Here is a 22160-nt window from a genome sequence, read left to right as displayed (position 1 = left end):
AATGTCTAAGCGTGGTTTAGGAAAAGGGCTAGATGCATTGCTTGCAACTAGCTCATTGGCTCGTGAAAAACAGCAAGTTGCTTCTCATAGTCAGGCGTTGTCGGCTGATGGTGAGCTTATTGAACTGGCTGTTGGTTGCTTGAAGCCTGGTGTATATCAACCGCGTAAGGATATTGCGCCTGAAGCGCTAGAAGAGCTGGCAGCATCAATTCAATCTCAAGGCATTATCCAACCGATCGTAGTTCGCCCATTGGCGCACGACCAGTTCGAGATTATTGCTGGTGAACGTCGTTGGAGAGCGGCTCGTCAAGCTGGCCTTAAACAAGTGCCATGTTTGGTCAAGAGAGTCGAAGACAAAGCCGCTATCGCGATGGCGTTGATTGAGAATATTCAGCGTGAAGATCTGAATGTTATCGAAGAAGCACAAGCGCTAGAGCGACTACAGAACGAATTTGAGCTGACACACCAACAAGTCGCTGATGTAATCGGTAAATCGAGAGCTACGGTGAGTAACTTATTACGTCTAAATCAGCTCGAAAATGAAGTAAAAGGTTTAGTTTCCAATAAACAACTGGAAATGGGGCATGCTCGAGCACTGCTTGCGCTTGAAGGTGATACCCAGGTTGAAGCAGCAAACACTGCGGCAACCAAAAAAATGACCGTGCGTCAAACTGAGCAACTTGTCAAAAAGTGCTTAAAACCAGACGTTGAAGGTGAATCGAAGCCTGAAGACACAGAAGCTATCGAACTTTCACGAAGACTCACGGAAAAATTGCAAGCAAACGTTTCAGTTACTCGTTCTGTTAGCGGTAAGTCAAAAGTGACAATTACTCTTGATGAGCCTCACAAATTAGAGCAACTTATTGCTAAACTAGAGTACTAAATGAGATAATTGATTTAGGTCAATTATGTAATAAACAAGTAATTTCGTACAAAAGTTGTAGGTTTGTATACAAAAATGTAAATGATTGCTGCATTGTTATTGCAATCAATTTGGCTGAACGTATAATTTTCGCCAATTTCTCAGCACGCTTTTAAGCGAGTAGTAAAGAAGGCTTAAAAGAGGAACGAATACATGGTAGCGGCGTTAGCAAGACCAGGACGAGTGCTTGCAAAGCAAATGTTATTGATCGAGCTTAGCGCGGTTATATTAGTGGCGATAGGGTTAGGTTTAGCTGTTAATCCTGATTGGGGTTTTGCTGCATTAATCGGTGGCGGTATTTTTGTCATCGCAAATGCAGTTTTTTGTGTGTGTGCTTTCCTATTTAGTGGAGCTCGCGCAACTAAGTTAGTTGCGGCGTCGTTCTATGCAGGCGAAGCGCTAAAAATCCTTATCACAGTTCTACTATTCTCTATTGTCTACATGTATATGCAGGTGGAATTAGTTCCCCTCAAACTGACCTATTTACTGGTTCTAGGTATTAATATCTTTGCGCCAGTGCTTTTCATTAACAATAAAAAATAGGATGAGTTATGGCTGCGCCAACAGCATCCGGATACATTGAGCACCACTTACAAAACCTTTCTTTAGCTAAGTTTGGTCTTGTAGAGGAGACAAGTTTCTGGAACGTACATATAGACAGTCTGTTTTTTTCGGTGTTGACAGGGATGTTATTCCTTTGGGTTTTTCGCTCAGTCGCTAAGAAAGCAACAGTAGGTGTACCTGGTAAGCTTCAGTGTTTTGTTGAAATGGTAGTTGAATTCGTTGATGGCAACGTTAAAGACACTTTCCATGGCCGCAACCCTCTGATTGCTCCATTAGCACTGACTATATTCTGCTGGATTATTTTAATGAACTTGATGGACTTAGTGCCTATCGATTTCTTACCATATCCTGCGGAGCATTGGCTAGGTATCCCTTATTTGAAAGTGGTTCCTTCAGCTGATGTTAATATAACCATGTCAATGGCCTTAGGTGTTTTTGCTCTGATGATCTACTACAGCATCAAAGTAAAAGGCTTAGGTGGATTCGCCAAAGAACTTGCTTTACATCCATTTAATCACCCAATCATGATCCCGTTTAACCTACTGATTGAAGTGGTATCGCTACTCGCGAAGCCTCTATCACTTGGTATGCGTCTATTCGGTAACATGTTCGCAGGTGAGGTTGTATTCATTCTTTGTGCGGCAATGCTACCGTGGTATTTACAATGGGTAGGCTCTCTACCTTGGGCTATCTTCCATATCTTGGTTATTTTGATTCAAGCATTTGTTTTCATGATGTTAACAATTGTTTATTTATCAATGGCCCATGAAGATGGCGATCACTAAAAATTTTTAAGTTTTATTCTAACTATTAATGTTAATCGGAGAACGTAAATGGAAACTGTACTAAGTTTTTCAGCAATCGCTGTTGCTATTATTGTTGGTCTTTGTGCCGTAGGTACTGCAATTGGTTTTGCTATTCTTGGTGGTAAATTCCTAGAAGGCGCTGCGCGTCAACCTGAAATGGCTCCAATGCTACAAGTTAAGATGTTCATCATCGCTGGTCTACTGGATGCTGTTCCAATGATCGGTATCGTAATCGCACTACTATTCACGTTTGCTAACCCATTTGTTGGTCAACTAGCAGGCTAATTAACTGTTAATTAGTTAATTAAATTTTTGTAGTTGATTCTTAACGAGGGGTAGCTGTTGTGAATATGAACGCAACTCTGTTAGGTCAAGCAATTGCTTTTTCTATGTTTGTTTGGTTCTGCATGAAATATGTATGGCCACCAATCATGCAAGCAATTGAAGAGCGTCAGAAAAAAATTGCTGACGGTCTAGTAGCCGCTGAACGCGCTGCTAAAAACTTGGATCTAGCACAAGCCAACGCTTCTGACCAATTGAAAGAAGCGAAGCGCACCGCAACTGAGGTTATTGAACAGGCAAATAAACGCAAGGCTCAAATTATTGATGAAGCTCGCGAAGAGGCTCAGGCAGAACGCCAGAAAATCTTAGCGCAAGCGGAAGCCGAAATTGAAGCTGAGCGCACACGTGCCCGTGATGACCTGCGCAAACAAGTCGCAACTCTGGCAATTGCTGGTGCTGAGAAAATCCTTGAGCGTACAATCGATAAAGATGTACACGATGATCTTCTTAACAACATTACTGCAAAACTTTAAAGCAAGGGGCTGTATATGTCTGATTTGACTACAATCGCACGCCCCTATGCTAAAGCAGCGTTTGACTTTGCGGTAGAGAAAGGTGAGCTAGACCAATGGGGTCAGATGCTTACTTTTGCTGCCGAAGTGGCACAAAATGATGATGTTCACAATTTCTTAAGCAGCTCTCAAACTGCTGAAAAATTAGCTGAAGCATTCATTGTAATTTGTGGCGAACAATTTGATGAATTCGGCCAGAACTTGATAAAAGTAATGGCAGAGAATGGCCGCTTAATGGCTTTTCCTGATGTTTGCAAAGAGTTCTTATTGCTCAAACAAGAGCACGAGAAAGAGATCGACGTTGAAGTCACTTCAGCGGTTGAACTTTCTAAAGAACAACGCGCAGAGATCAGCAGCAAATTGGAACAGCGCTTAGCGCGCAAAGTTCAGCTGAATTGCAGTATAGATGAGACTCTACTTAGTGGAGTTATTATTCGAGCCGGAGACCTAGTCATCGATAACTCAGCGCGCAGTCGTTTAGACCGCCTGAGCGATGCATTGCAGTCTTAATGGGGATTGGAGCATGCAACTTAATTCCACTGAAATTAGCGATCTAATTAAACAACGTATTGAATCTTTCGACGTTGTTAGTGAAGCTCGCAATGAAGGTACTATCGTTTCGGTAAGCGATGGCATCCTTAGCATTCACGGCCTAGCGGACGTGATGCAAGGTGAAATGATTGAACTACCGGGTGGCCGTTACGCGCTAGCACTGAACTTGAACCGTGATTCGGTTGGTGCTGTTGTAATGGGCCCATATGCTGACCTACAGGAAGGCATGAAAGTTACAGGTACGGGTCGTATTCTCGAAGTACCAGTAGGTCCTGAAATGCTTGGTCGTGTGGTAAACACGCTAGGTGAGCCAATTGATGGTAAAGGTCCTATTGATGCGAAATTGACTTCGCCTGTAGAAATTATCGCACCAGGTGTAATCGACCGTAAATCGGTAGATCAACCTGTTCAAACTGGTTACAAGTCAGTTGACTCAATGATCCCTATCGGTCGTGGTCAGCGTGAACTTATTATCGGTGACCGTCAGACTGGTAAAACAGCGATGGCGATCGATGCGATTATTAACCAAAAAAATTCTGGTATTTTCTCTATCTACGTTGCAATCGGCCAAAAAGCGTCGACTATCGCTAACGTAGTTCGCAAACTAGAAGAGCACGGCGCACTAGCAAACACTGTTGTTGTTGTTGCATCGGCTTCTGAATCTGCAGCGCTGCAATACCTTGCACCGTATGCTGGTTGTGCGATGGGTGAATACTTCCGTGATCGCGGTGAAGATGCACTGATTGTTTATGATGATCTATCTAAGCAAGCTGTCGCTTACCGTCAGATCTCACTACTGCTTAAGCGTCCACCAGGTCGTGAAGCGTTCCCTGGTGATGTTTTCTACCTTCACTCTCGTCTACTAGAGCGTGCTGCTCGTGTAAGCGAACACTACGTAGAAGAATTCACTAAAGGCGAAGTGAAAGGCAAGACGGGTTCTTTAACTGCTCTTCCTATCATCGAAACGCAAGCTGGTGACGTATCTGCATTCGTACCGACGAACGTAATCTCGATTACCGATGGTCAGATCTTCCTACAAACTGAGCTATTCAACGCGGGCGTACGTCCAGCTGTTGACCCTGGTATCTCAGTTTCTCGTGTAGGTGGTTCGGCGCAGACTAAAATCATCAAGAAGCTATCTGGCGGTATCCGTACTGCTCTAGCTCAATACCGTGAACTTGCAGCATTTGCTCAGTTCTCTTCGGATCTTGATGAAGCGACTAAGAAGCAGCTAGACCACGGTCAAAAAGTTACAGAACTGATGAAGCAGAAGCAATACGCTCCTATGTCTGTATTTGACCAAGCTCTAGTAATCTTCGCTGCAGAGCGTGGATACCTTCAAGACGTTGAACTTTCTAAAGTTCTAGACTTTGAAGCTGCTTTACTGTCGTTTGCTCGTGGTCAATATGCCGATCTAGCAACACAGATCGACACAACGGGTGCTTTCAATAAAGAAATCGAAGCTGAGCTGAAGAAGCTTGTTGACGATTTCAAGGCAACCCAGACCTGGTAATTGGTAGGTGGTCTTAGGGCCACCTCATACCATTAACGGAGAGTAACGATGGCCGGCGCAAAAGAGATACGTAATAAAATCGGTAGTGTTAAAAGCACACAGAAGATTACGAAAGCAATGGAAATGGTAGCAGCTTCAAAAATGCGTCGTTCTCAAGACGCAATGGAAGCTACTCGTCCATATGCAGAAACAATGCGTAAAGTGATCGGTCATTTGGCTAATGGTAGCCTCGAGTATAAGCATCCTTATCTTGAGGAACGTGAAGCCAAACGTGTTGGTTACATCATCGTTTCTACAGACCGTGGTCTTTGTGGTGGTTTGAACATTAACTTGTTCAAAAAAGCCATGAACGACATGAAAGATTGGTCTGAGAAAGGTGCTGACGTTGAACTTGCAATTGTAGGTTCAAAAGCGACAGCATTTTTCAACAACAGCGGCGCGAAAGTAGCAGCTCAAGTTTCTGGTCTGGGCGATCGTCCAAGCCTTGAAGACTTGATTGGCTCTGTAAGCGTTATGCTGAAGAAATATGATGAAGGCGAATTAGATCGCCTGTTCGTAGTGTTCAACAAGTTTGAAAACACTATGGTTCAAGAACCAACGATCGATCAATTACTTCCTTTGCCTAAATCAGACAGCGAAGAAATGAAACGCAGTCATTCTTGGGACTACATTTATGAGCCCGAGCCAAAACCACTACTAGATGCACTATTGGTTCGCTATGTCGAATCTCAAGTGTACCAAGGTGTGGTTGAGAACCTTGCTTGTGAGCAAGCGGCTCGAATGATTGCAATGAAATCAGCAACAGATAACGCTGGTGACATTATTGATGACTTAGAACTTGTGTATAACAAAGCGCGTCAAGCGGCGATTACACAAGAACTTTCTGAGATCGTTTCAGGCGCAGCTGCGGTTTAAGCTTAGGTAAAACTAAATAGTTAGAGGATTAACGATGGCTACAGGTAAGATCGTACAGATCATCGGTGCGGTAGTCGACGTAGAGTTCCCACAGGGTGAAGTACCTCGTGTATACGACGCTCTGAATGTTAATGAAGTACAAGAACGTCTAGTTCTTGAAGTTCAGCAACAACTTGGCGGTGGCGTAGTTCGCGCAATCGTAATGGGTAGCTCTGATGGTTTACGTCGTGGTTTGACAGTTGAAAATACTGGCGCTCCAATCTCAGTACCAGTAGGTACTAAGACATTGGGTCGTATCATGAACGTCCTAGGTGACGCGATTGATGAGTGTGGCGAGATTGGTGCTGAAGAGCATTACGCCATTCACCGTGAAGCTCCAAGCTACGAAGAGCAGTCTAACGAGACAGCTCTTCTAGAAACTGGTGTTAAAGTAATCGACTTGATTTGTCCATTCGCTAAGGGTGGTAAAATCGGTCTATTCGGTGGTGCTGGTGTAGGTAAGACCGTTAACATGATGGAACTTATCAACAACATCGCACTTCAACACTCAGGCCTATCTGTATTTGCAGGTGTAGGTGAGCGTACTCGTGAAGGTAACGATTTCTACTTTGAGATGCAGGAAGCAGGTGTTGTAAACATCGAAAAACCTGAAGAATCAAAAGTAGCGATGGTTTACGGTCAGATGAACGAGCCACCAGGTAACCGTCTACGTGTTGCACTGACTGGTCTAACAATGGCAGAGCGCTTCCGTGACGAAGGTCGTGACGTTCTACTGTTCGTTGATAACATCTACCGTTACACACTAGCAGGTACTGAAGTATCAGCACTTCTAGGTCGTATGCCTTCTGCGGTAGGTTACCAACCTACACTAGCTGAAGAAATGGGTGTTCTACAAGAGCGTATCACGTCAACTAAATCTGGTTCTATCACGTCTGTACAGGCGGTATACGTACCAGCGGATGACTTGACTGACCCGTCTCCAGCAACAACGTTCGCTCACTTGGATGCAACGGTTGTACTTAACCGTAACATCGCATCTATGGGTCTATACCCAGCGATCGACCCGCTAGATTCTACTTCACGTCAACTGGATCCATTGGTAGTTGGACAAGAGCACTACGACATCGCTCGTGGCGTTCAGTCTACTCTTCAGCGCTATAAAGAGCTGAAAGATATCATTGCTATCCTAGGTATGGACGAGCTATCTGAAGAAGATAAGCAAGTTGTATCTCGTGCTCGTAAGATTGAGAAGTTCCTAACTCAGCCTTACCACGTAGCGGAAGTATTTACAGGTGACCCAGGCGTTTACGTACCTCTTAAAGAGACTCTACGTGGCTTCCAAGGTCTTCTATCTGGTGAATACGATGACATTCCAGAGCAAGCGTTCATGTACTGTGGTGCAATTGACGAAGCTATCGAGAATGCTAAGAAGCTATAAGGCTAACTAGGAGGCGATATGGCAGCAATAACCTTTCACCTAGACGTTGTAAGTGCAGAGAAACAAATTTTCTCAGGCCTTGTTGAGACGTTTCAGGTGACCGGTAGTGAGGGTGAGCTTGGTATTTTCCATGGTCATACTCCACTGCTGACCGCTATCAAGCCTGGTATGGTGCGTATTGTTAAGCAGCACGGCCACGAAGAAATTATTTATGTTTCTGGTGGTATGGTAGAAGTTCAGCCTGGTACAGCGACTGTACTGGCTGATACAGCTATCCGTGGTGAAGAGCTAGACGCAGCAAAGGCGGAAGAAGCTAAACGCAAGGCTGTGGAGAATATCCAAAATCAGCATGGCGACATAGACTTCGCACAAGCGGCCGGTGAACTGGCTAAAGCCATTGCTCAGTTACGAGTTATCGAACTGACAAAACAGCGTCGTTAGTCTTTTTAAGATTATAGACTCTGAGATAAAGGCGACCTAAGGGTCGCCTTTTTGCATTTTTGATGTTCTCAAAAATGCTTCTTTTACGTATCACTACTGGTTAAATGGTTATTGCGATTTAATTTTTCGGCCAAAAACGGTTACAATATCGGCTTAATAAAAATAACGTTGGATAGGTTTACAATGAAGTTTAGCGCGGTAATTCTCGCGGCGGGCAAAGGCACTCGCATGTATTCAAACACACCAAAGGTTCTGCACACACTTGCGGGTAAGCCAATGGTGAAGCATGTTATCGATACCTGTAATGGTCTAGGCGCTCAAAACATCAACCTGGTTTACGGCCACGGTGGTGATCAGATGAAGGCTACTCTAGCTGAAGAATCTGTAAATTGGGCACTGCAAGCTGAGCAACTGGGTACAGGCCACGCGGTGGATCAAGCATCTGCACATTTCGCTGATGATGAAAAAGTATTGGTGCTCTACGGTGATGTTCCACTGATCTCACCTGAAACCATTGAAAACCTATTAGACGCTCAACCAAACGGTGGTATCGCGCTACTTACGGTCGTGCTAGACAACCCAATGGGATACGGTCGCATTATTCGTCGTAATGGCCCTGTTGTGGCTATCGTTGAGCAGAAAGATGCAACGGATGAGCAGAAGCTTATCAAAGAGATCAACACTGGTGTTATGGTGGCGACAGGTGGCGATCTGAAGCGCTGGTTGTCTGGTCTAAGTAACGACAACGCACAGGGCGAATATTACCTGACTGACGTTATCGCAGCGGCTCACGACGAAGGTCGTGCGGTTGAAGCAGTACATCCAGTAAGCCCTATTGAAGTGGAAGGCGTGAATGACCGCTCTCAACTTGCTCGTCTAGAGCGCGCTTACCAAGCTGAGCAAGCAGATAAGCTATTGAAGCAAGGCGTAATGCTTCGTGACCCAAGCCGTTTTGATCTGCGTGGTGAACTGCAGTGCGGTATGGATGTTGAGATTGATACTAATGTTATCATCGAAGGCAGCGTAAGCATTGGCGACAACGTGGTTATCGGCACCGGTTGTGTCTTGAAAGACTGTGAGATCGATGACAACACCATCGTGCGTCCATACAGCGTAATTGAAGGTGCAACGGTCGGTGAAGACTGTACGGTTGGTCCTTTTACTCGTCTACGTCCTGGCGCTGACATGCGTAATAACTCGCACGTCGGTAACTTTGTTGAAGTGAAGAACACTCGCCTTGGCGAAGGCTCTAAAGCCAACCACCTGACTTATCTTGGGGATGCTGAAATTGGTCAGCGCGTAAACGTGGGTGCGGGTGCAATTACTTGTAACTACGATGGGGCGAATAAATTTAAGACCATTATTGGTGATGACGTGTTTGTTGGTTCAGATAGTCAATTAATAGCGCCTGTTACGATTGGTAATGGTGCGACGGTTGGTGCTGGCTCTACAGTGACGCGTGATGTGTTGGAAAATGAGCTGGTTATCAGCCGTGCGAAAGAACGTAAGATTGCTGACTGGCAGCGTCCGACTAAGAAAAAGTAGTCTCTTAATAAATAAGATGATTTAAATGAAAGTCAGTAGTACCGCTACTGGCTTTTTCTTATTTATCTAGATATAAAAAAAGAGCGAGTAATCTCGCTCTTTTTTGTTTTCGTTAACTTAGAAACTAGTCTTGTTTCTCGTCAGCGACTACTCGAGAGTTGTCAGGTGTCGCGAAGTGTTCAGAAAGCTCTTTGTTCGAAACAATATAGCCAACCCACAACGCACCCAAACAGATCACAACGGCAATACCCGTCGCGCTTAGTGCTTGGCTAGCCATTGCCGCGACCAATGCACTTGATAGGCCACTGATACTGATTTGCAGGCTGTTTTGTAGACCAGCAGCTGTTGCTGGGCTTTGTTTAGCGCTTGATAGAGCACGGTTTACTACGATTGGGTAAAGTGCGCCGTTTGCGACAGCAATCAAACAGAAAGGCGCAAGTAGAGGCCAGATTGACGTCAGTTCCCACTGTGATGCGATAAAGATAAGCATCGCCGCTACACTGAACAAACCGATAAGGTTTCTTAGTACAACGCCATCGCCATATTTCTTCACTGCTTGCTTACCGAAGTAACCACCCGCCATGAACGCGATTGTTTGTGGGATAAAGCTCAAACCGATGTCTTTTGCTTCATAACCTAGTTGAGCCATGATCTCAGGCATACCCGTTAGGTAAGCGAAGAACGCTGCCGATGCTGATGCAAACATTAAAACATTACCCATGTAAGGCTTTGATTTAAGCAACATCTTGATGTCTGTCTTAATCGATGTCTGTTTTACTTCAGGCGCTTCTTTTGGTTGAGCCATTGTTGTAGCCACTAGCAGTGCACCCATCAAGGTTAATGTGATGAAGATGCTGTGCCAGCCAAAGTTATCTGCCAGTAACACACCTAGCTGAGGTGCTAGTGCAGGAGATAGCGCAACCAAAGGCATGATGGTTGCAAAAATTTGCTGGCTGCTACTTTGTGAGTAACGCTTGATTACCATTGCTTGCCAGATTACCGCTGGAGCACATACGCCGATCGCTTGAATGAATCGTAGTGTCAGTAGGTGCCATACCTCGGTGCTGAATGCTAAGCCGAATGAAGCTGCGGTAAAGATAACAAGACCAACCGCCAGCGTATTGCGGTGACCATACTTGTCACTCGCCAGACCCCAAAGAAGCTGACCCATTGCCATACCGCCAAGGAATACCGTTAGAGACAGAGCTATTTGCTCTGGGCCGGTTGCGAAATCAACTTCCATTGCCTTAAATGCAGGAAGGTACATATCGGTCGCAATAAAGCCAAGCATTGAAAGAACTGCAAGGTAGACCAATTGAAATTTAGAAATATTCATAAGATGCCATTAAGCTAAAGGTAGTGATGTTTTTATCATCAAAAAAATTGTTTGATATACAGAAGTGAAAGCCCCTGTTTATTTATGCTGACATTCTATTTTTCAGACCTGATAAAATAAAACGCTAAAATATGTGGTTATCAATCAAAAAATTTGAAGGCTTATGTTCTCTAAATCCTCTTTAGAAATGCTCGATACGGTAGCGCGCTTGGGCAGTTTTACCGCGGCGGCTGAGCAGTTGCACAAAGTGCCCTCGGCGATCAGTTATGGTGTCAGACAGGTCGAACAAGAACTGGATGTGCTGCTTTTCAGGCGTTTACCGAGAAAGGTTGAGCTCACTCCGGCAGGTGAACTGTTCATTGAAGAGGCGCGTGCACTACTGAGGCAAATGGAAGAGGTCAGTGCCCAGACTCGTCGAGCAGCTCGAGGTTGGAAGAAAACCTTGCGTCTGACGCTCGATAATGTGGTGAAGCTCGACAAGATGAAGCCGATGATTGAAGAGTTCTATCAAACCTTTGAGTTTGCCGAACTTCAGATCAACATGGAGGTATTCAACGGCTCATGGGAAGCGATTGCACAGGGCAGGGCGGATATCGTGATTGGCGCCACCTCAGCTGTGCCAGTTGGTGGCGATTTTGAAGTCAAAGACATGGGGCAATTAGATTGGGCATTTGTAATGTCGCCAAGTCACCCGTGTGTGCGCGAACAGAACCTCAATGAAGAGTTCGTGAGCCAATATCCAGCCATCTGCTTGGATGATACCTCCAGTGTGCTCCCTAAGCGACACACAGGCCACTACTCAAGTCAAAGACGCCTGTTGTTACCCAATTGGTATAGCGCAATTGAATGCCTTAAAAATGGAGTAGGGGTGGGTTATATGCCGAGGCACATTGCCGCGCCAATTATCGAACAAGGCTTGCTGGTGGAAAAAATACTGCCTGAACCGAGTCCGCAGAGTCATTGTTGTTTGGTGTGGCGAAAAGACGATAACCATAAGTTGATCGAGTGGATGGTGAAATACCTAGGATCGAGTGAACAACTTCACCAAGATTGGTTGGATCATCGCAAGGCGGTCTAATGATCTTAGCGAGAAGATCCTTTTCAAGTTTGAGTTGAATCAGCACCAATAAAAAGAGCGAGTAAATACTCGCTCTTTTTGATTCGGTCGTTAACTCTTATGACAAGAAGAACTTGTAGGAAGGGTTATCGGTTTCATCTTTACACTGATAGCCAAGCTCTCGTAGATGTGTTGAGAACTGAGCCAAATCATCGTCATCAAGTTCAAAGCCACACAATACACGGCCGTAGTCGGCACCGTGGTTACGGTAATTGAATAGGCTGATATTCCAGTGTGTCCCTAAGGTATCAAGGAATTTAATCAATGCACCTGGGTACTCTGGGAACTCAAAGCTGTATAGGCGTTCTTTCAATGGTTTTGATGGTTTGCCACCAATCATGTAACGAATGTGCAGTTTTGCCATCTCATCATCAGACAGATCGACGACTGGATAGCCACCTTCACGCAGGTCGTTGATGATGTGATCGAGTTCTTCTTGTCCACCATTGAGACGTACACCGACGAAGATGTTCGCTAGGCTGTCATCGTTATGACGGTAGTTAAACTCAGTCACAGCACGGCCGCCAATGATATTACAGAACTCTAGGAAGGCACCTTGTCGCTCAGGAATAGTAACCGCAAGTAGACCTTCGCGCTTTTCACCCAGCTCACAACGTTCAGACACATAGCGCAGACCATGGAAGTTGGTATTAGCACCAGAAAGTACAGTTGCCAGTTGTTTGCCTTGCAGTTGGTTCTGCTCTGCAAACTTCTTTAAACCAGCCAGAGCAAGCGCACCAGAAGGCTCGGCAATCGCACGAGTGTCTTCAAAGATGTCTTTGACCGCAGAGCAGATCTCATCGCTAGACACGGCAATGTGACCATCGATGTACTGCTGACACAGACGGAATGTCTCTTCACCAATGCGCTTAACCGCAACGCCATCGGCAAACATGCTGACTTGATCCAGTACTACTGGCTCACCGGCATCCAGTGCTGCTTTCAAGCAAGATGAATCTTCAGGTTCAACCGCGATGACTTTTATTTCCGGCATCAATTGCTTAACTAGCACGGCAACACCCGCAGCCAAACCACCACCACCGACAGGCACAAAGATGTAATCCATGTGACCATTTTGCTGAAGCATTTCCATACCCATGGTGCCCTGTCCGGCGATCACCAATGGGTGATCGAATGGAGGCACAAAGGTGTAGCCATGTTCAGCGGAAAGGCGTTCTGCTTCAGCTTTAGCTTCATCAAAGTTGCTGCCGTGTAGAACTACGTTACCGCCAAAGCCACGTACCGCATCAACCTTGATGTCTGGTGTGGTTTTTGGCATCACAATCGTAGTCTGAATGCCCAGCTTAGAGCCAGACAGCGCCATACCTTGAGCATGATTACCCGCCGATGCAGCAATCACACCTGCGGCTTTCTGTTGCTCTGAAAGGCTTGATACCATGTTGTAGGCACCACGTAGCTTGAACGAGTGGACCGGCTGACGGTCTTCACGCTTTAGCTGAACCTGATTACCAATGCGAGCACTTAAGCGAGGCATCTCTTGCAGAGGTGTCACGATTGCGGCTTCGTAAACTGGCGCTCTCAGGATCTGACGCAGATAATCTGCGCCAGTTTGTTTTTGGGGACTGACCGTGTCATCACTCATAGACTAGCCCTCTAGCTTAGACTTATCACGCACGGCGCCTTTGTCGGCACTGGTCGCCATGCTTGCGTAAGCTTTCAGTGCGAAAGACACTTCACGCTGGCGGTTTTCTGGTTTCCAGCCTAGTGCATCTTGTTTAACGCGACGTGCTTCAAGTTCTGCTTCAGGCACATCAAGTGTGATTGAGCGGCTAGGGATGTCGATAGTGATGATATCGCCAGTGTTTACTAGACCAATCACACCGCCACTTGCAGCTTCTGGAGACGCGTGACCGATAGACAAACCTGATGTACCACCAGAGAAACGTCCGTCAGTTAGAAGAGCACAAGATTTACCTAGACCCATAGATTTTAGGTAAGTCGTTGGGTAGAGCATTTCTTGCATGCCCGGACCACCTTTAGGACCTTCGTAACGAATAACAACCACTTCACCTGCTTTTACTTTACCCGCTAAGATGCCGTCTACTGCCGTATCTTGGCTTTCGAATACGATTGCAGGGCCTTGGAATTTAAGGTTTTCTTCATCAACACCCGCGGTCTTAACGATACAACCATCAACCGCGATGTTACCTGAAAGTACCGCTAGACCACCTTCTTGGCTGAATGCGTTCTCTTTGGTACGGATACAACCATCGACGCGGTCATCATCAAGGCGATCCCAACGACAATCTTGTGAGAAGGCTTTGGTAGTACGAATGCCAGCAGGGCCAGCGCGGAAGAACTTAAGCACGGCTTCATCTTCTGTTTGCATGATGTCGTATTGAGCTAGCTGCTCTTGCATGCTTAGGCCAAGTACAGTGCGTGTTTGGTTGTTCAGTAGACCTGCACGATCAAGCTCACCTAGGATAGCCATTACACCACCAGCGCGGTGAACGTCTTCCATGTGGTACTTAGGTGTTGAAGGCGCAACTTTACATAGGTGTGGAACACGGCGAGACATCTCGTCGATATCACCCATATCAAAATCAATCTCACCTTCTTGAGCTGCCGCTAAAAGGTGAAGTACTGTGTTACTTGAACCGCCCATCGCGATATCTAGCGCCATTGCATTATCAAAGGCTGCGCGGTTAGCGATGTTGCGTGGCAGTGCTGATTCGTCGTCTTGCTCGTAGTAACGCTTAGTTAGGTCAACGATGCGTTTACCTGCATTGATGAATAGCTCTTCACGGTCAGCGTGGGTTGCTAGCATAGAGCCGTTACCAGGCTGAGATAGACCAAGCGCTTCAGTTAGACAGTTCATTGAGTTAGCCGTGAACATACCTGAACAAGAACCACATGTTGGACATGCAGAACGTTCTACTTGCTCACTTTGCTCATCAGAAATCGTTGGATCGGCACCTTGGATCATTGCGTCAACAAGGTCGAGCTTGATGATCTGATCTGAAAGCTTGGTTTTACCCGCTTCCATTGGGCCGCCTGATACAAAGATCACTGGGATGTTAAGGCGCATTGCTGCCATCATCATTCCCGGAGTGATTTTGTCACAGTTCGAGATACACACCATCGCATCCGCACAGTGTGCATTGACCATGTATTCTACTGAATCCGCGATAAGCTCACGTGATGGCAGTGAGTACAGCATGCCGCCGTGGCCCATTGCGATACCATCATCGACTGCGATGGTGTTGAATTCTTTAGCGATACCGCCCGCTTTCTCGATTTCACCAGCAACCAGTTGACCCATATCTTTAAGGTGAACGTGGCCTGGTACGAATTGAGTGAACGAGTTTACAACTGCGATGATTGGCTTACCGAAGTCATCATCTTTAACGCCAGTTGCACGCCATAAAGCGCGCGCACCAGCCATGTTGCGTCCGTGGGTAGTTGTTGCTGAACGATAGATTGGCATTGCTTAAATCCTTATAAATACTTGGCTGTTGCTTACTTAGTTGATTGTGTTTGGCTTTCTGAAGCGTGGTTTTCTGGATAAACGTAATCTAACCAGCCCCATTTATCTTCAGTGGTACCATTGAATAAACCAAAGTAAGCCGCTTGAACTTTTTCAGTGATAGGGCCGCGTTTGCCTTCACCTACTGTAATTTTGTCTACGCTGCGAACCGGAACGATTTCCGCTGCTGTGCCTGTCATGAAGACTTCATCAGCAAGGTATAGCGCTTCACGAGCAATATTCTCTTCACGGATCTCATAACCCATGTCTTTTGCTAGTGTCATGATCGAATCACGCGTGATGCCCGGCAGGATTGCACTGGTCGCTGGTGGTGTCGATAGCACGCCATTGCGCACTACAAAGATGTTTTCACCAGCCCCTTCAGAAAGGTAACCATCAACACTTAGAGCGATACCTTCATCGTAACCATGACGACGCGCTTCACCACCAACGAGCAGTGAAGATAGGTAGTTACCACCCGCTTTAGCAGCGGTTGGGATGGTGTTTGGAGCGGCACGGTTCCAGCTTGAGATCATTGCGTCTACGCCATTCTCTAGCGCTTCTTCACCTAGGTAAGAACCCCAAGGGAAAGCAGCGATGATAAGTTCCATCTCAGTGTTTTCTGGAGGGCATACGCCCAAACCTACGTTACCAACAAAGCCGAGAGGGCGGATGTACGCTGACTCTAGCTTATTTTGACGTAGCGTTTCGCGAGTCGCTTCCATAATTTCTTCCTCAGTGTAAGGAATAGGGAAGCGGTAGATTTTTGCTGAGTCTTTTAGGCGCTTAGCGTGCTCAGGGTGACGGAAAATAACCGGACCCTTTGGTGTGTTGTAGCAACGAACACCTTCAAATACGGAAGTACCGTAGTGCATTGCGTGAGTCAGGACGTGAACGTTCGCCTCTGCCCAAGGAACCATCTCACCGTTAAACCAAATATAGTCTGCCGTTTTAGCTGTCATGTTTGTGGTTCCTTATGCGTTTATCTTTTGTTGTAAGTTGTTGTTTGGCAATTCATTACGACTGATAGAGATAACGTCAACGGTACGCACATCCCACAGCTTTTCGATTTGATTGACTAAGAAAGAGATCGGACGGTCACTGTCGACAATGATCTCAACACTCGCCACTTTGCTTTCGTGGTTTTGAGTGCCCGCGACTTGCTTAACAATAAAGCCACGGTGGCGGATAACACGAAGAACACGCTCTAGTAGTACAGGCTTATCATCGGCTTTGATGTCTAATAGGTATCTTTTCATGTTATGTGTTCTCCAACATCTCACTGTTTGAAGCACCTGGCGGTACTAGTGGCCATACGTTCTCTTCTTCATCGATAAGAACATGAAGTAGGTAGGCGGTTTTGCTCTCTAGCATCTCTTTTAGTGCTGGTTCTACTTCTTCTTTACGCGTGATGGTTTTACCCGGGATATCGAACGCTTTCGCTAGCATTACGAAGTCTGGGTTGTCATCTAGGATAGTTTCACTATGGCGGCCATCGAAGAACAACGATTGCCATTGGCGAACCATACCCAAGCGAGAGTTGTTAAGAAGTACCATCTTCACTGGGATTTGGCGGCGTTTCAGCGTGCCAAGCTCTTGCACGTTCATCATGAACGAGCCATCACCAGAGATAAGAATAGATTGGTCATCAGGACGCCCAACCGAAGCACCCATTGCAGCTGGCAAGCCAAAGCCCATGGTGCCTAAACCGGCAGAGGTAATGAAGTTCTGTGGATCGCGAGGCTGAATGTGCTGAGCTGCCCACATTTGGTGTTGGCCCACATCAGTCGATACGATAGAGCTTGCTGGCATCATGTCTGACAGTTGCTTCAACAGCAGTGGAGCAAAAATCAGATCACCAGGGTGGTCGTAACGCCATTTGAATGAGCTACGAAGACCTTCAGAGTGATGAACCCAAGAGGAGATGTCTTGGCTTAGCTCTAGTTGAGGCATGATCTTGTTGATGTCACCGCGAATTGGCGCATTGGCAAGACGCAGTTTGCTGAACTCAGCGGCATCGATATCGATATGGATAACCTTAGCATGCGGCGCAAAGGTATCGAGTTTGCCAGTTACTCGGTCATCAAAACGAGCACCGACAACAATCAACAGGTCACTCTCTTGAACCACAAGGTTAGCGGCTTTAGTGCCGTGCATACCCAGCATGCCAAGGTAGTGTGGGTCGTCACGTTCGATAGTGCCCAAGCCTTTCAGTGTGCTTACTGCTGGCATTGGGTTTAGGCGTAAAAACTCACGAACCGCATCGGTTGCTTTAGCAAGTTGAACACCACCACCTACGTATAAAACAGGACGGGTCGCTTGAGACAAAAAGTACTGTGCCTGTTCAATGGCATCAGTTGTCGCAACAGGAATTGCGGGTGGAGTAAATTCAGGAAGAGCGTTAACAGGTGCTTCTGCTAGTTGAACGTCTTTAGCGATATCGACGATAACCGGGCCAGGGCGGCCAGACTTTGCTACCACAAACGCTTCAGCGAGGGTTGGAGCTAGCTCTTCAATATCAGTTACTAGGTAGCTGTGTTTAGTACATGACAGAGACATACCAATCACATCCATTTCTTGGAATGCATCGGTACCAATGTGGGAACTTGCAACCTGACCTGTGATAGCAACCAATGGGATTGAATCCATAAAGGCATCAGCAAGGCCAGTGACTAGGTTGGTTGCACCTGGTCCCGAGGTTGCCATACAAACAGCGACATCTTGTGTTGCTCTAGCCATGCCGATCGCGGCCATAGCGGCGCCTTGCTCATGGCGACATAGGATATGTTCAACCCCGCCGTCATAGAGTGCATCGTAGATTGGCATGATGGCACCACCGGGGTAACCAAATACGGTCTCAATTCCTTGTTGCTTGAGTGCGGATACGACTAGTTCTGCGCCTTTCATCGGAATTCTCCCGTATTACCTTTATTTTGGTAACTGTTTCCTTTGTCTCTGCACATCTTGTGCTCCCATTCTTCCTGTAAATCGGCAAAGCCGAAAATGCTCAAAAATATAAAAATCGAATGTTTAAATTAGAAAAAACCCCCGGACTTGTCAGTGCGGGGGTTTTTTCTAATTCGTGGTTACTTTCTTCCCACTCGCCCCCGCGCAGTCTTAATAATGACTACGATAATCAGGTTAATCAGTGCGTAAATGCGAGCGTTAAAAATCATAAAATTCGAGTTTTCTCGTTTATTGTCTTCAGTAAATGTCTACATCTCTAGTGTTATCACACAAATCTGCCGCATGACAAGGGAAATGTCATTCTTTTTTCACATTAAAATACCATTCCACCAAGCTATATAACAACCTTATCGCTTTGGTGAGCAACGAATATCCAGAGCGAATACTTTTAAATCAAAGACAAAGGAAAGTTATGGGACTCGCGATAATTCATAGCCGAGCTAGTGTGGGTGTAGAGGCGCCAGAAGTGACCGTTGAGGTGCATATAAGCAACGGAATGCCTGGCTTCACGCTGGTGGGTCTACCTGAAACAACGGTCAAGGAATCTAAAGATCGAGTGAGAAGCGCGATCATCAATTCTCGCTTTGAGTTTCCATCGAAAAGAATCACGGTTAATCTCGCCCCAGCCGATTTGCCCAAAGAAGGTGGCCGTTTTGACCTGCCCATCGCGCTTGGGATTTTGGTGGCGTCAGATCAGCTTCCGACATCAAAAATAGCTCAACATGAATTTATCGGTGAGTTGGCATTGTCAGGAGAACTTCGCTCGGTAAAGGGCGTTTTGCCTGCGACGTTAGCCGCCGACAGTGTAGAGCGATGCTTAGTTGTCCCACATCATAACGGTGATCAGGCTGCGCTGGTGGGCAAGGGAGCGCATAAATCTGCACAAACCTTGTTGGAGGTTTGTGCTGACATGTGTGGACAGGCTCAGCTTGGGCTATATAGAACGGAACATCATCAGGCTGATGTTTCAGTGCTTCGCGACCTACAAGATATTATCGGCCAACAACAAGGCAAGCGAGCTCTAGAGATAGCCGCTGCTGGGAATCATAACTTATTGTTTCTTGGCCCACCCGGAACCGGAAAAACTATGCTCGCTTCTCGACTGCGTGACCTATTACCTGAAATGAGTGATGACGAAGCGATGGAAACCGCGTCGGTGGCCTCGTTAACGCAACAAGAAATCAATCAATACAACTGGAAGCAACGACCTTTTCGCTCTCCTCACCATTCCAGTTCAATGGCGGCATTAGTGGGTGGTGGTTCGGTGCCTCGCCCCGGAGAGATCTCTTTAGCGCATAACGGCTTATTGTTCTTAGATGAGATGCCGGAGTTTGAGCGCAAGGTGCTTGATTCATTACGAGAGCCACTAGAGTCGGGCGAGATCATTATCTCCCGTGCTGCGGGCAAGACTCGTTTTCCTGCGCGTTTTCAATTGGTCGGTGCACTTAACCCAAGTCCAACGGGTTATTACGAAGGTAACCAGGCGCGCGCCAACCCACAGATCATCCTGCGTTACCTCAATCGCTTATCTGGGCCCTTGCTGGATAGGTTCGATATGTCATTGGAGATACCTCTGTTGCCAAAAGGAATGTTGGCCGAAGGCGGTGATCGCGGTGAAACCACTCAAGTAGTTAAGCAAAGGGTTAGGCAGGCGCGAGAGTTAATGCTATCTCGCAACCATAAATCGAATGCACTGTTAGGTAGCCGAGAAATTGAGAAGTATTGCCCACTGCGACGCGAAGATGCAGAGTTTCTTGAGACAGCACTACATCGCTTGGGTTTATCGATTCGTGCTTATCATCGAATTATTAAGGTGGCACGAACCATTGCCGACCTTGACGGTAACGAGCAGATCGAAAAGAAACATCTATCAGAAGCGCTAGGCTATCGCGCGATGGATCGCTTGCTGAAACAACTCACGGCTCAAGCTGTCTAGCAAGCAGAAAAAGCCTGCTTAGATGCAGGCTTTCGTTGGATTGCAGTTCATACTCGCTAAGGTTAGAACTTGTAGTTCAAGCCAACTGAAACTATATATTGAGACTCGTCGTAGAAGGTAATGTTCGAGTCGCTGGTGCCGTAGCCTGCCAGTGAAATAAACGACCAGTTTTCCCAATCCATGAATTGATCATACTCATAGGCGGCGAATAGGTTGATATTGTCGTCGCTGCGTTTCTTGTCGTAGATCGGGTTGCTCGCATCGTAAGAGCGTTGGTTGTAACCCGCTGTTAGTGCGTACTTGTGACGCCCCATGCCACCAAACAAGCTTACCTCACCACCGAATTGGTCGTAAGATTCAGCTTTACCATCAGCATCACGTGTTTGATAGATGACGGATGGAATAAGCATCATGGTACGACTAAGTGGCAGGCGATATTGACCTTTCAAGTAGAGAGTATTGGCATCTCGTTTGAGCTCTTGATCTTGAATATCATCCTTGTCGACATCTTTGGTCGCATAGGCCATGTCTAGCGAGAAAGCTGAGCCCGCAATGTTGCTTAGCTTCAAACGAAACGCATTGCCAGTTTCATCGGTCTTGGTGCGAGCTGATGTGGTGTTGTATGGATCAGCCCAAGTTTCACCAGACATAATGGTTGGCAGCAGTGAAGCGTCGATCACCATGCCTGACTCAAGTTGGTATTTGTAACCGACTTCGAGAACTACAGTACCTGTTGCTACATCATCTCGCGCGGTACCTGTGTATACCTGATGGTTTAGCTTTTCACCAAAGGTATAAGCAACACTACCTAAAGGAGCAACCAGAAAAGAGCTTTCCGAAGAAGCCTTCTGATCTGTGGATGAAAGATTGCTATCAGCATCGGTATTAAAGTTCGAGGTGGAAGAGGTAACCCCGGTATTGAGAGAGATTTCACCACTGAAACCTTGTTGGTCTGCAAGCTTGGCAAAAGCGGGAGAAGCCGCAACGCTCAATGCCAAGAGAGTTATTTTTATTTTCATTCAAGGGCTCCTTGCCCACCGGTTCTTAGGACGGGTTATTAATAGCAGTAAAGCTTTAAACTTCCAGGTTAATTATTTATCAATAATGATTTTTGAACTAGCAAAAAAAAGGAAGCCGAAGCTTCCTTTCATCAATGGCTTACTTCTTTAATAAGAAGTTCACGAGCTCGAAGTACTCATCAAGAGAGTTGATACCTTGAGCTTCTACTAGGTAGCGGTTGTTAACCACAACAGCGGGTACACCTGAAAGGCCGCTGTCTTTGAATGCTTTGTCGAAGCGACGAACCATAGAATCTACAGCAAAGCCGTTATACGCAGCATCGAATTTCTTCGCATCAACGCCTTCGTCTAGGAAGATTTGACGCAGTTCTTCTTCATCACGTGGTGGCTTGTTCATTGTGTGGATGCGGTTAAACATCACTGGCACCATTTTATCTTCAACTTTCAGTGCAATCATTGTCGCGTAAGCTTTGCTCATTGGCAGACCCATGTTGCCACCCATGAATGAAACATGGTTCTTCTGTAGCTTAGCGTCTTTAGGTAGCTGTTGTTTTAGCTGCTGGATGATTGGCTCAAAGCTATTACAGTGTGGGCAGTAAAAAGAGAAGAACTCTGTCACCATTGGTTTTTTTGATGCTTCTAGGTCGAGAACTTTGTAGTGTTCACCTTCGTTAAATTTCGCAGCGTGAGCGGTAAGGCTCAACATGATCAATGAGAAAAATGCGAATAGCTTTTTCATTTATCCAAT

Annotated in this window: 21 protein-coding genes; 13 read left to right on the top strand and 8 right to left on the bottom strand. The window is 46.2% G+C overall.

Features of this window, described 5'->3' with window-relative positions; all coding sequences use genetic code 11:
• The first annotated feature begins 1 nt into the window (after position 1).
• From AB4138_RS05230 to glmU, 11 genes are all read left to right on the top strand, one after another.
• Complete coding sequence (locus AB4138_RS05230) at positions 2–883, top strand: ParB/RepB/Spo0J family partition protein (protein WP_017058799.1); 882 nt, start codon at positions 2–4, stop codon at positions 881–883.
• Positions 884–1075: 192 nt separating this feature from the next.
• On the top strand, positions 1076–1465 hold the full coding sequence (locus AB4138_RS05225) for a F0F1 ATP synthase subunit I (RefSeq protein WP_017058798.1): 390 nt from the start codon (positions 1076–1078) through the stop codon (positions 1463–1465).
• A gap of 8 nt (positions 1466–1473) precedes the next feature.
• Positions 1474–2271 carry a F0F1 ATP synthase subunit A gene (atpB, locus tag AB4138_RS05220; protein WP_017058797.1) on the top strand — a complete coding sequence of 266 codons (798 nt, stop codon included), beginning with the start codon at positions 1474–1476 and terminating at the stop codon, positions 2269–2271.
• A 48-nt stretch (positions 2272–2319) separates the two neighbouring features.
• A complete protein-coding gene (gene atpE / locus AB4138_RS05215) occupies positions 2320–2577 on the top strand; it encodes a F0F1 ATP synthase subunit C (RefSeq protein ID WP_004411110.1) in 258 nt (85 codons plus the stop codon).
• A gap of 59 nt (positions 2578–2636) precedes the next feature.
• Positions 2637–3107: a F0F1 ATP synthase subunit B gene (atpF, locus tag AB4138_RS05210; RefSeq protein WP_032545592.1), complete on the top strand. Its 471-nt coding sequence runs from the start codon at positions 2637–2639 to the stop codon at positions 3105–3107.
• Positions 3108–3122: 15 nt separating this feature from the next.
• Entirely contained in the window at positions 3123–3656 is a 534-nt protein-coding gene (gene atpH, locus AB4138_RS05205) for a F0F1 ATP synthase subunit delta (protein WP_372305198.1), read from the top strand.
• A gap of 13 nt (positions 3657–3669) precedes the next feature.
• Positions 3670–5211, top strand: a complete 1542-nt coding sequence (gene atpA, locus AB4138_RS05200; RefSeq protein WP_102321083.1) for a F0F1 ATP synthase subunit alpha — start codon at positions 3670–3672, stop codon at positions 5209–5211.
• 48 nt (positions 5212–5259) lie between these two features.
• The gene (gene atpG / locus AB4138_RS05195) at positions 5260–6126 is read left to right on the top strand and encodes a F0F1 ATP synthase subunit gamma (RefSeq protein WP_016794171.1); all 867 of its coding nucleotides are present in this window, start codon (positions 5260–5262) and stop codon (positions 6124–6126) included.
• A 34-nt stretch (positions 6127–6160) separates the two neighbouring features.
• On the top strand, positions 6161–7564 hold the full coding sequence (gene atpD, locus AB4138_RS05190; protein ID WP_048610850.1) for a F0F1 ATP synthase subunit beta: 1404 nt from the start codon (positions 6161–6163) through the stop codon (positions 7562–7564).
• Between the two features lie 18 nt (positions 7565–7582).
• Positions 7583–8005: a F0F1 ATP synthase subunit epsilon gene (locus tag AB4138_RS05185; protein WP_004735742.1), complete on the top strand. Its 423-nt coding sequence runs from the start codon at positions 7583–7585 to the stop codon at positions 8003–8005.
• A gap of 183 nt (positions 8006–8188) precedes the next feature.
• Entirely contained in the window at positions 8189–9550 is a 1362-nt protein-coding gene (gene glmU, locus AB4138_RS05180) for a bifunctional UDP-N-acetylglucosamine diphosphorylase/glucosamine-1-phosphate N-acetyltransferase GlmU (protein WP_136974239.1), read from the top strand.
• Positions 9551–9674: 124 nt separating this feature from the next.
• Here the strand turns inward: glmU and punC are convergent, their stop codons facing one another.
• A complete protein-coding gene (gene punC / locus AB4138_RS05175) occupies positions 9675–10886 on the bottom strand; it encodes a purine nucleoside transporter PunC (protein ID WP_050633564.1) in 1212 nt (403 codons plus the stop codon).
• A 163-nt stretch (positions 10887–11049) separates the two neighbouring features.
• Here punC and punR point away from each other — a divergent pair, with 163 nt between their 5' ends.
• Positions 11050–11964: a DNA-binding transcriptional activator PunR gene (gene punR / locus AB4138_RS05170; RefSeq protein ID WP_136974240.1), complete on the top strand. Its 915-nt coding sequence runs from the start codon at positions 11050–11052 to the stop codon at positions 11962–11964.
• 97 nt (positions 11965–12061) lie between these two features.
• Here punR and ilvA read toward each other — a convergent pair whose 3' ends face one another.
• The 5 genes from ilvA to ilvG are packed head-to-tail and all read right to left on the bottom strand — an operon-like array spanning position 12062 to position 18397.
• Entirely contained in the window at positions 12062–13606 is a 1545-nt protein-coding gene (gene ilvA / locus AB4138_RS05165; RefSeq protein ID WP_102426595.1) for a threonine ammonia-lyase, biosynthetic, read from the bottom strand.
• 3 nt (positions 13607–13609) lie between these two features.
• Positions 13610–15451, bottom strand: a complete 1842-nt coding sequence (gene ilvD / locus AB4138_RS05160) for a dihydroxy-acid dehydratase (RefSeq protein ID WP_048610861.1) — start codon at positions 15449–15451, stop codon at positions 13610–13612.
• Positions 15452–15483: 32 nt separating this feature from the next.
• Positions 15484–16452 carry a branched-chain amino acid transaminase gene (locus AB4138_RS05155; RefSeq protein ID WP_171733076.1) on the bottom strand — a complete coding sequence of 323 codons (969 nt, stop codon included), beginning with the start codon at positions 16450–16452 and terminating at the stop codon, positions 15484–15486.
• Between the two features lie 12 nt (positions 16453–16464).
• Positions 16465–16749 carry an acetolactate synthase 2 small subunit gene (ilvM, locus tag AB4138_RS05150; RefSeq protein WP_017055442.1) on the bottom strand — a complete coding sequence of 95 codons (285 nt, stop codon included), beginning with the start codon at positions 16747–16749 and terminating at the stop codon, positions 16465–16467.
• Position 16750: 1 nt separating this feature from the next.
• Positions 16751–18397: an acetolactate synthase 2 catalytic subunit gene (gene ilvG, locus AB4138_RS05145; RefSeq protein ID WP_017058784.1), complete on the bottom strand. Its 1647-nt coding sequence runs from the start codon at positions 18395–18397 to the stop codon at positions 16751–16753.
• Between the two features lie 472 nt (positions 18398–18869).
• On the opposite strand from ilvG, the gene AB4138_RS05140 reads away from it, so the two are divergent.
• Complete coding sequence (locus AB4138_RS05140; protein ID WP_017058783.1) at positions 18870–20393, top strand: YifB family Mg chelatase-like AAA ATPase; 1524 nt, start codon at positions 18870–18872, stop codon at positions 20391–20393.
• A 62-nt stretch (positions 20394–20455) separates the two neighbouring features.
• Here AB4138_RS05140 and AB4138_RS05135 read toward each other — a convergent pair whose 3' ends face one another.
• Positions 20456–21412 (bottom strand): DUF2860 domain-containing protein, encoded by a 957-nt coding sequence (locus AB4138_RS05135; protein ID WP_017066751.1) that lies wholly within the window; start codon positions 21410–21412, stop codon positions 20456–20458.
• Between the two features lie 139 nt (positions 21413–21551).
• Positions 21552–22151 carry a thiol:disulfide interchange protein DsbA/DsbL gene (locus AB4138_RS05130; RefSeq protein WP_017063015.1) on the bottom strand — a complete coding sequence of 200 codons (600 nt, stop codon included), beginning with the start codon at positions 22149–22151 and terminating at the stop codon, positions 21552–21554.
• Between the last annotated feature and the right edge of the window lie 9 nt (positions 22152–22160).

This window comes from Vibrio sp. 10N.286.52.C3, from assembly GCF_041468865.1.
Taxonomy (GTDB): domain Bacteria; phylum Pseudomonadota; class Gammaproteobacteria; order Enterobacterales; family Vibrionaceae; genus Vibrio; species Vibrio crassostreae_C.
Note: the sequence above shows the minus strand (reverse complement) of the source record. Positions and strands in the feature narration are given on the sequence as shown.